At 31.8% G+C, this 13,083-nt stretch carries 12 protein-coding genes; 2 read left to right on the forward strand and 10 right to left on the reverse strand.

Translation table 11 applies throughout. The features are described 5' to 3' along the window. Window positions 1-129: 129 nt before the first annotated feature. Entirely contained in the window at window positions 130-633 is a 504-nt protein-coding gene (locus ACM55I_RS14040) for a DUF2911 domain-containing protein (RefSeq protein ID WP_416847484.1), read from the reverse strand. Between the two features lie 186 nt (window positions 634-819). Here ACM55I_RS14040 and ACM55I_RS14045 point away from each other — a divergent pair, with 186 nt between their 5' ends. After that, window positions 820-2,736, forward strand: a complete 1,917-nt coding sequence (locus ACM55I_RS14045; protein WP_416847485.1) for a DUF294 nucleotidyltransferase-like domain-containing protein — start codon at window positions 820-822, stop codon at window positions 2,734-2,736. 2 nt (window positions 2,737-2,738) lie between these two features. After that, on the forward strand, window positions 2,739-3,335 hold the full coding sequence (locus ACM55I_RS14050; RefSeq protein ID WP_416836652.1) for a 3'-5' exonuclease: 597 nt from the start codon (window positions 2,739-2,741) through the stop codon (window positions 3,333-3,335). Window positions 3,336-3,375: 40 nt separating this feature from the next. Here ACM55I_RS14050 and ACM55I_RS14055 read toward each other — a convergent pair whose 3' ends face one another. From ACM55I_RS14055 to ilvC, 9 genes are all read right to left on the reverse strand, one after another. Further along, window positions 3,376-3,867 carry a 4'-phosphopantetheinyl transferase family protein gene (locus tag ACM55I_RS14055; protein WP_416847486.1) on the reverse strand — a complete coding sequence of 164 codons (492 nt, stop codon included), beginning with the start codon at window positions 3,865-3,867 and terminating at the stop codon, window positions 3,376-3,378. After that, window positions 3,864-4,118 (reverse strand): acyl carrier protein, encoded by a 255-nt coding sequence (locus tag ACM55I_RS14060; protein ID WP_039108096.1) that lies wholly within the window; start codon window positions 4,116-4,118, stop codon window positions 3,864-3,866. The genes ACM55I_RS14055 and ACM55I_RS14060 overlap by 4 nt, the downstream gene beginning before the upstream one ends. Before the next feature lie 74 nt (window positions 4,119-4,192). After that, on the reverse strand, window positions 4,193-5,464 hold the full coding sequence (locus ACM55I_RS14065; RefSeq protein ID WP_416847487.1) for a beta-ketoacyl-[acyl-carrier-protein] synthase family protein: 1,272 nt from the start codon (window positions 5,462-5,464) through the stop codon (window positions 4,193-4,195). A 131-nt stretch (window positions 5,465-5,595) separates the two neighbouring features. Beyond that, window positions 5,596-6,069 carry a 3-hydroxyacyl-ACP dehydratase FabZ family protein gene (locus ACM55I_RS14070; protein WP_416847488.1) on the reverse strand — a complete coding sequence of 158 codons (474 nt, stop codon included), beginning with the start codon at window positions 6,067-6,069 and terminating at the stop codon, window positions 5,596-5,598. Between the two features lie 35 nt (window positions 6,070-6,104). Further along, on the reverse strand, window positions 6,105-7,157 hold the full coding sequence (locus ACM55I_RS14075; RefSeq protein ID WP_416847515.1) for a type III polyketide synthase: 1,053 nt from the start codon (window positions 7,155-7,157) through the stop codon (window positions 6,105-6,107). Next, a complete protein-coding gene (locus tag ACM55I_RS14080) occupies window positions 7,154-7,867 on the reverse strand; it encodes a methyltransferase domain-containing protein (RefSeq protein WP_416847489.1) in 714 nt (237 codons plus the stop codon). The genes ACM55I_RS14075 and ACM55I_RS14080 overlap by 4 nt, the downstream gene beginning before the upstream one ends. Continuing rightward, window positions 7,868-8,998, reverse strand: coding sequence for an NAD(P)/FAD-dependent oxidoreductase (locus ACM55I_RS14085; protein WP_416847490.1), 1,131 nt, complete (start codon window positions 8,996-8,998; stop codon window positions 7,868-7,870). It abuts the gene before it with no gap. 169 nt (window positions 8,999-9,167) lie between these two features. Continuing rightward, window positions 9,168-11,075, reverse strand: coding sequence for an acetate--CoA ligase (acs, locus tag ACM55I_RS14090; protein ID WP_416847491.1), 1,908 nt, complete (start codon window positions 11,073-11,075; stop codon window positions 9,168-9,170). A 476-nt stretch (window positions 11,076-11,551) separates the two neighbouring features. Continuing rightward, entirely contained in the window at window positions 11,552-13,021 is a 1,470-nt protein-coding gene (gene ilvC, locus ACM55I_RS14095) for a ketol-acid reductoisomerase (RefSeq protein ID WP_416847492.1), read from the reverse strand. Window positions 13,022-13,083 lie beyond the last annotated feature (62 nt).

Genomic DNA, 13,083 nt, shown 5'->3' on the forward strand with positions numbered 1-13,083 from the left:
TAATTAAAATGAGAACCTATAAAACAAAAAACAGTAGTAAACCGGAGCTTACTACTGTTTAAAAATTGTACTTTTATTTTTTATTAATCCTGTATCGTTTTTTCAGGACTAGACATTCTTTACAAAAAATTATTTAACAGAAAACGGTATATTCCATTTTTCCCAGTTTAAAACAACATTATCTTTATTTATTGTGTAAACTAATTTTTCAGTAGTTGAATTCGCAATTTGCTGTTTTACCGTAACTCTTAACTGATCTTCTTTATGATTATATTTATATGCTCCCCATTGTTTCGCTACTTTATTAAAAATAATGACACATTCTTTTTCATTTGGTAAAACAAAAAAAGAATATTTCCCTGCAGGTAATTTTGATCCTTCAATAGTAAGTTCTTTGTCAGTTTCAAAAGTGGTTGCTTCATTTGCGCCAGCACGCCAAACTTCATTAAACGGTACTAATACACCCCAAATTTGTCTTCCTTTGACTGAAGGGCTACTATAATTAATACTAATTGTAGCGCCATTAATTTTCCCTGTCGCAACAGCCGCCGGGCTTGCTTTCTCTTGAGCATTTAAGAAATTAATAAACAATAATGCAAAAGTTAAAAAGGGTATTTTTTTAAGTAATCTCATGATTTAAAATGTTTTAGTTATGATTACAAACTTAAAATAACTTTATTTAATTTATATAAATTCTTACTAATTTTAAGAAAAAAATAAGGATTGTATAATTTATTTGTTTTACTACATCATTGACAGTATTATAATTGTTTAATTTATTATTTTTACAAACAATACTTTATTTATTTGCCAAAAAATATGAATACAATTGCTGAGCACATTGCTGATTTTTTAAAGGAATATCCACCATTTAATCACTTGACTTTTCAAGAATTATCTGAAATTGCTACAAGTATTCGCGTAGTAAATTTAGAAAAACATAAAGTATTATTTCAAATTAATGATGTTTTACACGATAGCTTTTACGTTGTAGCTTCTGGAGTTATCAATTTATCAGTCATAGCTGATGCTGAAGAAACATTATTAAACAAATGTCATGAAGGTGATATTTTTGGTTTACGTCCGTTTTTCGCCAAAAACAACTATATGATGACTGCCAAAGCCAGAGAAGAAAGTATTATTTACGCCATACCTATTGCTACTTTCCGTCCTTTTGTGGCTAATAATTCTGAAGTTTTGAACTTTTTATTAGAGAGTTTTGCTACAAATACACGAAATCCAAAGGACAAAGAAAATCTAAATGGAAAACTTATTTCTGACAATGTTTTCTATTCTGATCAGCATTCAGAAATGCAATATTTTCAGTCTTTATCGTATAACAATTCCCCTTTAATTACAACAAAAAACGCTATAGTTCAAGATGTTGCACAACTCATGACTGAAACCTTAATGAACAATATTATTGTATGTGATAACACAATTCCTATTGGTATTGTTACTGATACTGATATGCGTTCAAAAATTGCTACTGGTCGATTTCCAATAACAATTTCGGTAGATAAAATAATGTCTTCCCCTGTCATAACAGTTTTAGAAAATGTTTCTCTTGCCGAAGCACAATTACTGATGTTAAAGCACAATGTAACCCATTTATGCGCTACACAAGACGGGACTAATAAGTCTTCAATAAAAGGGGTTATTTCCGAAAGAGATTTAATTGTTGCACAAGCCAGTAATCCCGGTGTATTAATAAAAGAAATAAAACGTTCTCAAGCACCCAAAGATTTAAAACAAATACGGGAGCGTCTTTCAGATCTTATTCAAAATTCAATTCATAAAAATATTCCTCTTTCTCATGTAAATAATATTGCTAGCGAAATCAACATGGCAATAATTAAACGTTCAGTAGAATTATCTATTTTAGATTTAGGCTCCCCTCCTGCTCGTTTTGCTTGGTTAAGCATTGGTAGTCAGGGACGAAAAGAACAATTATTATTAACAGACCAGGATAGTATTTTAATTTTTGAAGATGTTACGCCTGATAAATATAGAGATGTGAAAGATTATTTTCTTAAATTAGGAAAAAAGACAACTGCAACTCTGGAAAAAGTAGGTTACGAATTATGTCCTAATGGACACATGGGAAGCAATATGCTTTGGTGTAAATCATTAACTGACTGGACTAAACAATACAACAGCTGGATGAATACTCCAGGCGAAAATAGTAATGATTTAAGCAGTATCTTTTTTGATTATGAAATTGCTTTTGGAGAAGAAAAAATTGAAGAAGCTATAGGAAATGTAATTTTCAAGAATGTACAAAATAATACCCTGTTTTTTGATTTCTTAGGAAATGATGCACTAAAGAAAAATGCTCCTTTAAGCTTTTTCAAAAAATTTATAGTTGAAGAAGATGGCCTTAATAAAGATAAATTTGATATAAAGACGCGTGCTTTAATGCCACTTATAGACGGAGCCCGTTTGTTTATTCTAAACTACAATGTAAAAGGAATTAACAATACCTACTTACGATTCAAACAATTAGCGATTACTGACGCCAAAAATTCAGAGATTTATCTTAATTGTGCAGAAGCCTTTTTGACATTATCAAAATTCAGAGCATTAGAAGGTTTAAAAAATGACAATTCGGGTCAGTTTATAAATTTGAATGAATTATCAAAAATTGATAAAGAGAAATTGAAAAATGCTTTTGCTCCAATGAAAGAATTGGAAGAGTTAATTAAAAGTAAATTTCAACTTACACAATTTTCATAACTATGCTAGACTGGCTTAAAAATATTAATAAAGAACACCCTGAATTTTGGAAAACGTATGTTTCAAAATTTGAAAAAAAATCGAATCGTTTTGTTATTTTATCAACTGAAACTTCAGGCTTAAACCCCGTTAAAGATGTTATTTTATCAATTGGTTCTTTTGCGGTAGTCAATAATAGTATTATTATTGGAGATAGTTTTGAAACTGTTTTATTGCAATATAAATTTTTGCACGATAACGGACTTTCAAATGAGTTTATAGTTGAAAGTAAAATGAAAAAGCTTGGAGAATCTGAAGCAATCCAGTCTTTAATAGATTTTATAGGGAATGCAGTTTTAGTGGGACATCATATCGATTTTGATGTAGAAATGATTAATGCAGCCCTTGAAAGATTAGATTGTGGCCGATTAAAAAATGAAGCTTTAGATGTTGATGTAATGTATCGGAAACTTCAAGATATTAATGATCGACAATTTTCTCTTGACGAATTATGTGACATTTATAAAATTCCAAAAAGCGACAGAAATTCTTCTTCTGAAGATGCTTACAAAATTGCTTTACTCTTTTTAAAATTAAAATCTAGATTAGGGATAAAGTAATTGATTCCCAATTCAGTAATTAAAATCTTTAAAAATCTAATTAGCAGAACAACTTTATGCCTTCCCAAAAACGCCCATGATGACTAATAGAAACTGGGATAGCTTTTTGGGCTTGACTGTCAATTATAAAAGGAATTCCGTTTATTTTACTGATTTCTGTTTTAAAATTTAAAGCCTTTATTGCATTGAAATATTCTTTTTTAACAACAGCAATAGAGTGAATAAATTCCTCTGAAACATTTGTTTGCGTGAAATACGTATTTCCATTACAAGTAACTGTCCCCAAAGTTTCATTCTCATAATGACACTCTAATTGTAAAGGTAAATATGCTCGAATTCCTGATTCTCTATTGTAGATTTTGTAAGCCGCTTCCTTTCTTGACCATAAATTCCAAACCAGTACTTCAGGATTTATAGCATTCGAAATTAATAATTGCTCTTTTTGAGTGAAGATTTTATCTAAAAAGCCTTTCCGCTTCCAGTTGCTTTCCTTTCGGGCTAAAGCCAAATCTACAATATCATTACCAATCACTTTTCAGCTAGTTTAGTTTCAATTATCGTCATAGCTGCTTTTAAATCCAGCATTTTTTCCATGGACTCATTATCGATTATAAGATTAAATTCTTCTTCAATATCTAAAATCACATCAACCAAATTAGCGGAATTTATTTTTAAATCGTTAATAAAATCAGTATTTTCCGTAAGATTATCAAAAGCCTCTTGATTTTGAACATAAGGCTTAATAATATTTTTTAATTTCTCAATTATTTCTTGTTTATCCATAGTTTGTTTATTTCTTAGCGTTGATTCTTAGTTTTCTTTTATTCATTTCAAATTTAAAATGGGCGAATCTGTGACTAAATATACTTTTTAAAAATTACACAACCATTCACATCTCCAAAACCAAAACTGGCTTTGGCAATAATATTTATCTCTTTTTCAATTAGTTGTCTTGGAATTCTTGATTCGTCAATTAGTGACGTAATTTCGGAATTCAAATCTTCACAATTGATATTGGGAAAAACAAATCCTTCTTTCAATTGCAATACTGAGGCAACACTTTCTATACTTCCCGCTCCTGACAAACAATGCCCTACCATTGATTTCAAGGAGTTTATGTAGGGGAATTTTTTTCCTTTCCTGTCCAATGCTTCACTCCAATTCTGAATCTCTAAACTATCTTTGGATGTGGCTGTCAAATGACCGTTTATAGCGTCAATATCATTAGCTGAAATTCCAGCATTTTCAATAGCATTTTTAATGCATTTTTGAACGGCTGTCGGATTTGGAGCAGTCATACTTCCTAATCCGCGTTGACCACCAGAATTTATATTTCCTCCCAAAATTTCTGCGTAGATTTTAGCACCTCGTGCTAATGCACTTTCTAAATCTTCCAAGACTAAAGCCCCAGCTCCACTTCCCGGAACAAATCCAGAAGCGCTCGCACTCATAGGCCTTGAGCCTTGTTCCGGATTTTCATTATGCTTAAAAGTACAGACTTTCATCGCATCAAAACCACCCCAAATATAAGGTCCAGAATCACTTGTACTTCCAGCCAAAATGCGTTTTGCCTGCCCTGATTTTATACGCTCATAGGCCATCAAAATACTTTCGGTTCCTGTTGTGCAGGCCGAAGAATTGGTCGTAACTTGGTTTCCTAATCCTAATTTCCCTCCTAAATAAGCACTCACACCACTATTCATAGTTTGTGCCACGGCAGTACTCCCTAATCTTCGGGTTTGAAAATCATCGATTTTATAAATACTTTCTCGAAATTTATCAATTCCGGAAGTTCCTGTTCCAAAAATAGTTCCGCTATCCCAATCCGGTTCTTCATAAATTTCTAATGATAAACCCGCATCTTTCCAAGCATCAATTCCTGCAATTACACCATATAAAATTCCCGTTGAATTGAAATTTCTTAACTCTAATTCCGAAAAATACTGCAATGCTAATTCAGTGGAAATTTCAGGTTTTCCAGCAATCTGACAAGAAAATTGCAATCTTTCTAATTCTGAATCATGTTTGATTCCCGAAATTCCATTTTTTATGGCATAAGTAAAAGTATCTAGTCCTACTCCATTTGGAGCAACAACACCAAGTCCTGTAATTACGACACGTTTTTTCATTTTTTGAGGTTAAATAATATTCAATGGCAATAACAATTTCAATGGGAAAATAATAATAATTTTAATGCTACTCAAAAGAGTGCTATTGTAACAAAATATTGAAAAGAATCAAATTATAACGATTGCTTAATTTATTTTAATCCGGTTTTGGCTCCCTCTCCTTTGGAGAGGGTTGGGGTGAGGATAATTCCCGCTATTGTCCCCATACAAACTAATTCTTCTTTTTCATTTATCATCTTCACTTTGCATTTTAATTTCCCAAATCTAAAATATATTTTTTCTGAAATTACAGTCACTTTTTCATTTGGAAAAACAGGTTTTAAAAACTCTATTTCCGTTGATGTTAAAGCAATTGAAGTTTTTTTACTAAATGTATCATTTAATAAAAAAATACCCAAACAAACCAATCCGATTTGTGCCATAACTTCAGTTAAAATTACACCCGGAGTTACTGGATTGTCTTTAAAATGCCCTTTATAAAAATCTAACTTTTCATCAAATGTATAAGCCCCTTCAACTCCATTTTCATTAACATTGATTATTTCATTAACAAACAAAAAAGGTTTAGAATAAGGTAATTTTGATATGATTTCTTCTTTTTTCATAGTTTTTCTATTCCCCCATTTTGGGGGCTAAGGGGCTAAAACTGCAATAAAACACGTTGCGCCGAAAATCCCGGACCAAAACTCAACATTAATCCTTTCTCTCCTCTTTTAGGTTTACTGTCCATAATTCGTTCTAAAACATATAAAACAGTCGCACTGGACATATTTCCATACAATCGTAACACTTCTTTTGTGTCGTCAATGTTCTTTCCTAAATCAGAAAATAAACCTTCAACCGTTTGAATAATTTTTTTACCACCAGGATGAAAAATTAAATGATCAATAGTTTCAATAGTTTCGTTATTCTTCTCTAAAAATGGATTAATGATATCCGGAAAATGTAACGCAATAGTTTCAGGAACTTCAATATCTAATACCATTTGTAAACCAGAGTTTGTGAGTTTAAAACCCATCATCTGAATGTTATCATAAAAATGATACATTTCTTCAGCTAGAATTTCGGGGCCTTCATCTTGGTCATTAGAAGTAAGTAAAATGCAAGCTGCACCATCGCCAAAAATAGCTGCGCTTACAATATTAGCCATCGAAAAATCATCTAATTGAAATGTTGCTGTTGGGCTTTCAACTGCAATAACTGCAGCCCGTTTTCCAGGATTAGCCTGCAAAAAATTTTTAGCATAAATAATTCCCGAAATCCCGGCAGCACAACCCATTTCCGTTACTGGAAGCCTAACTATATCTTTACGCAACTTTAATTTATTAATCAAATAAGCATCCAATGACGGAATCATAATTCCGGTACAACTCACCGTAATGATGTAATCTAAATCTTCTGGATTCCAATTGGCCTTTTTTAATGCTTTTTCTAATACTTTTTCACCTAAATCAATTACCTCTCGGACATAAATATCATTTCTTTCCTCAAAAGAAGTTTTCGTAAAGACCTCGATTGGATCCATAATAGAATACCGTTTATCAACTGCAGCACCTTCAAAAATTTTCTTTACTTTTCTGACGAAACGTTCGTCTTGTCCTACTAACCAAGCATCCAAAAATGGAATAATTTCTTCCGTTGTTCTGGAGTATTTTGGTAATTGTTTTGCAACGGTTTTTATTTTTACACTCATATTTTCGAAATTATCCACTGGTAGCGAAAAGCCCATTTCCAATGAATTTTATAGTTGTTAAAATTTAATTTTTGAGAGAAATGAATCAATTCTTCTTTTTTAAAACCTCTTAAAATTGAAATTAATCCATCTTCCCGCGACATATCATTTAATTGAAAAACAAAACATAATGCCTGAAATAACCGATAAGCTATTGAACTTCTTTGTAAATCATTTATAACAATTCCAACATTCGAATTAGCATTAAACACATTCAATAAATGAACTATTTCATTGTCTTTAAAATGATGTAACGTCAAAGTACACAGAACGATATCGTATTTTAATTCTTCAAAAGATTTATCAAATATATCTTCACACTGATACGATATATTAGAATATTTTTCAGATAATTTTTGCGCATGGTTTATAGTGAAATTATTAGCATCAATACCAATTAATTTAAATTTAAGATTGTTTTTTAATCCAAAATCTGCTAATATTCGTAACATGTCGCCATTGCCACAACCAACATCCACAATTCTAATTTCATTTGATTTTGAAATATCCTTAATCAAATCTTGAACGCCTCGTAAAGTTAACAGGTTTCCACCTAAAAGCTGATTGATTTTAGCAATTTTGTCTAAGGCATCCCGTAAGATTTCTCCTTCCATGGCAAAATCATCCATGGTTTCAGGTTCGTCTGTTCTGTATTTGGTGTTTATAAACATTTATGAGCTTAAAATTATAGGTTTTCCATGCGTTTTTTTTATAATTTTCGGCAATAAAAACGGAAATGCAATCAATATACGCATTAATACCCCTGAGAGTTTTTGTTTTTGCAAAAGATTCGATAAAAAACTCCCTATTTTTAATCTTTGACTAAAATTAGAACTCCATTCCGTACTATATTTTTCTTCTAATTCGTTTCTTGATTTAATTTCGTTATTGAAATATTTCTCCACTAATTCCGAAACAATTTTAGCACTATGAATAGCCATTGCCATTCCATTTCCACACAAAGGATGGATTAATCCGGCGCTGTCTCCAATCATTAAAATATGATTGTTAACCGCTTGTTTTTTTTCGAAAGAAATTTGGCTTATTGTCAATGGTTTTTCGAAAATCAACTTGCTTTTCTCGAAAATTGCTTTTAAATGTGGGTTTTGAGAAACAACATTTTTTTGATATTCCTTAACATTTTTAAACTGCTTAAAAGTTTCATAATCTGCTAAATAACAAATATTAATGACATCATTTTCAACTTTTGAAACACCACAATAGCCTCCTTTAAAGTTATGCAATCCTACCAAATCATTAGGAAAATCTCCTGAATAATGTGCTTTTACAGCTAACCATGGTGATTTCTTCTGAATAAAATTACGATTTAGTTTTTGATCAATAATAGATCGTTTGCCAAAAGCTCCAATTACAATTTTAGCTTTTAAAATAATTTTATTCGAAGTTGTTACAGTAAATATTTCATCCTCAAAAGCGATGTCTTCAACTAAATCCTGAATAATTTTACACCCATTTGCAATTGCTTTTTTATATAAATATTCATCAAGAACATAGCGACTAATTCCAAAACCGCCAAGAGGCAAAGTACTTTTAATTTTCTTTCCGCTGACAGTTGAAAATTCAAGTTTTGTGAGGGTTGTAGGATATAAATCAGCTATGTTTAAATCCAGCCAATTGAGATAGGGTAAAACTTCATTAGAAATGTATTCGCCACAAACTTTGTGTTTTGGAAATTCATTTTTTTCTACAACGGTTATTAGAAATCCAATTTTGGATAAATGAATTGCTGCAGTTAATCCTGCTAAACCACCACCAATAATTAAAACTTCTTTATTTTTCATAGAGAAGTAAATTTATGGATTTGTTTGGGAATGTAGCTATAGTATTGAATATAAAACATACCTAATTATATACTTTTAATAAACTAAAAATTTGTTGCTTTTTTTAGTATCTATCAAAAAATATAAGCCAAAAAAAAAGCTGCTTTTTTTAAAGCAGCTTTTAATTAATTTACAATTTCCCTTCTTTTATTTCTTCAACAATTTCAGGATTTAATAATGTTGTAGTATCTCCAAAATTCGAATAATCTCCTTCGGCTATTTTACGTAGAATTCGACGCATGATTTTTCCGGAGCGTGTTTTTGGTAAACCGGAAACAAATTGGATTTTATCCAGTTTAGCAATTGGACCAATATGATCCGATATATGCTGATTTATTTCTTTGATAAGATTTTCTTTATTTCTAGTTTCTCCAGTTTCTTTTAAAATAACAAAACCGTATAATGCATTCCCTTTTACATCATGAGGAAAACCTACAATGGCTGACTCTGCTACTGCCGGATGCTCATTTATGGCATCTTCAATTGGTGCTGTTCCCAGATTATGTCCTGAAACGATAACCACATCATCTACACGACCTGTAATTCTATAATATCCTACTTCATCACGCAAAGCGCCGTCACCAGTAAAATATTTCCCTGGAAAAGTAGAAAAATAAGTATCTATATAGCGTTGATGATCTCCCCAAATGGTTCTGGCAATTCCAGGCCATGGGAATTTGATACACAAACTACCTACCACTTGATTACCTTCTATTTCATTCCGTTTTTCGTCCATTAATACCGGTTGAATTCCAGGTAATGGTAAAGTTGCATAGGTTGGTTTTGTAGGCGTTACAAAAGCAATTGGCGAAATCATAATTCCACCCGTTTCGGTTTGCCACCACGTATCTACTACAGGACATCTTTTATCTCCAACATGGTCATTGTACCAGTGCCAAGCTTCTTCATTGATTGGCTCCCCTACTGAACCAATTACTTTTAATGACTTTAGAGGAAACTTTTGCACGTATTCTAAGCTTTCCTTGGCCAAAGCACGAATAGCCGTTGGTGCAGTATAAAACTGGGTAACTTTATGTTTTTCGATAATTTCCCAGAAACGACTAAAATCAGGATAAGAAGGAACTCCTTCAAAAATAACAGTCGTCCCTCCATTCAATAATGGACCATATAAAGCATACGAATGTCCAGTAATCCAGCCTATATCAGCAGTACACCAAAAAATGTCATTTTCTTCATGATTAAAAACATTTTTAAATGTGTAAGCAGTATAAACCATATATCCTGCTGTAGTATGTACCATTCCTTTAGGTTTTCCAGTAGAACCTGAAGTATAAAGAATAAATAATGGATCTTCGGCATCCATTATTTCAGCAACATTATTATCTGAAGCTTCGTCTAAAAGAGGTTGCAACCATTGATCACGGCCTTCTTTCATGCTTATAGAAGTATTGGTTCTTTTAACGACTAAAACTGATGAAATAGAAGGACAGTTTGTCAAGGCTTCGTCAATTATTCCTTTTAAATCGATAGTTTTATTTCCTCGGTAACCTCCATCCGAAGTAATGACCATTTTACAGCCGCTATCATTAATTCTAGATGCTACAGCTGAAGCTGAAAATCCAGCAAAAACAACCGAATGGATTACTCCAATTCTGGCACAAGCCAAAGTAGTTATAGCCAGTTCAGGAATCATTGGTAAATAAATACAAACACGATCTCCTTTTTTTATTCCTTGTTCACGCAACACATTTGCCATTTTACAAACACGTTGGTGTAATTCATTATAGGTTATATGTAATGCTGTTTCTGTTGGATCATTAGGTTCAAAAATAATAGCTGTTTTGTCTCCTCTTTTAGCAAGATGTCTGTCAATACAGTTTTTGGTCATATTCACTTTAGCTCCCGTAAACCATTTTACTTCGGCTTCAGCCATATTAAAATCAACAACTTTATCCCATTGTTGATACCAAGTAAAATTTTCTTCTGCTATTTTACCCCAAAATTTTCTGGGCTCACGAACTGATTTATTATAATGTTTAAAATATTGTTCTAAATTATCAATTTTATAGTAGCTCATGTTTTTTTAATTTTTTATAAAAGTATTAAATCTCAAGCTATTCTTAAAATTATTTAAATTATAAATTCCTATGAAAAATTAAATATTAAATATTAAAAACAACTTTTTAATGACAATTTGTTTGTTTTTTACTATTTTTTAAAATTTTGACACAAACAAAAAAAGCGAGACAGATTTCCTATCCCGCTTTTTATCTCAACAAAATTTAACAACAAATAATTTTTGCAATAAAAAAAGTACTTTATTACAAGTTCAATTAGGCTACTTTTTAATACATAAAGGTAGTTTCTAATTCTATTTTTAAATAGAAGGAATTACTTCACTTAACTCTCAGCTTGTTCGAAGTTAAGTGAATGTAATATGCATCCATATCCTCTTTTCTTTTAATAAGTGCTTACTAATTCAAAATATTATGGATTCAAATGATATAATGCAAATCCCAACACACCCTCTTGTGTGGTAATTCCTAATTTTTACTATCCTATTTTTTTCATTGCAGTCATAGATTCTCTCAACCACTCTCCTACTTCTTCAATAGGATGTTGACGAATACTTTTATTTACTGCAATAAGTACTGCATTATCTACTCCATTAGAAGTTGAGAATGGTTTACCAATTACATTAGTGTCTACCGTTTTCATAAAATCAACCAATAAAGGCTTACAAGCATGGTCAAACAAATAACAACCGTATTCTGCAGTATCAGAAATGATTCTGTTCATTTCATATAATTTTTTTCTTGCTACAGTATTAGCAATCAAAGGCAATTCATGTAAAGATTCGTAGTAAGCTGATTCTTCAATAATTCCTGATTGTGTCATCGTTTCGAAGGCCAATTCTACACCTGCTTTAACCATAGCAATCATCAAAACACCATTGTCAAAATACTCTTGCTCTGAAATATGAGCTGCAGTCGGAGCTGTTTTTTCGAAGTTAGTTTCTGCAGTTGCAGCTCTCCAAGTCAATAAATTAACATCATTATTGTCCCAGTCAATCATCATGTTTCTTGAAAATTCTCCAGAAATGATATCGTCTTGATGTTTTTGGAATAATGGACGCATGATATCTTTCAATTCTTCCGAAATTTCGTAAGCTTCGATTTTTGCAGGATTTGAAAGACGATCCATCATATTTGTAATTCCACCATGTTTCAAAGCTTCAGTTATAGTTTCCCAACCATATTGAATTAATTTTGAAGCATAAGCTGGCTCGATTCCTTTTTCAACCATTTTATCGAAACATAAAATTGAACCTGTTTGTAACATTCCACAAAGAATGGTTTGTTCTCCCATTAAATCCGATTTTACTTCAGCTACAAATGAAGAGTTCAAAACTCCTGCTCTATGTCCTCCAGTAGCAACTGCATACGCTTTTGCTTGTTCAAAACCTTCACCGTTTGGATTGTTTTCAGGGTGAACTGCGATTAAAGTTGGTACACCAAAACCTCTTTTATATTCTTCACGAACCTCAGATCCTGGACATTTAGGAGCACACATAATAACTGTGATGTCTTTACGAATTTGCATTCCTTCCTCTACGATATTGAAACCATGAGAATAAGCTAATGTTGAACCGTTTTTCATCAAAGGCATGATTGCTGTTACTACAGCAGTATGTTGCTTATCTGGTGTAAGGTTACAAACCAAATCAGCAGTTGGAATTAATTCTTCATACGTTCCCACTTTGAAACCATTATCAGCAGCATTCATATAAGAAGCTCTTTTTTGAGCAATTGCTTCTGCACGCAATGCATAAGAAATATCTAAACCTGAATCTCTCATGTTCAAACCTTGGTTTAAACCTTGAGCTCCACAACCTACGATAACTACTTTTTTTCCTGCTAATGCTGCTATACCATTTGAAAATTCTGATTGATCCATGAATTCGCAAACACCTAATTGTTCTAATTGTAATCTAAGTGGTAATGAATTGAAATAATTTGCCATCTTTTTTTATTTAATGATTTTAAAATTTAATACTTGAAATTTTGATTGCTGCAATAGCGCTT

Source organism: Flavobacterium algoris, assembly GCF_048158525.1.
GTDB classification, from domain to species: domain Bacteria; phylum Bacteroidota; class Bacteroidia; order Flavobacteriales; family Flavobacteriaceae; genus Flavobacterium; species Flavobacterium algoris.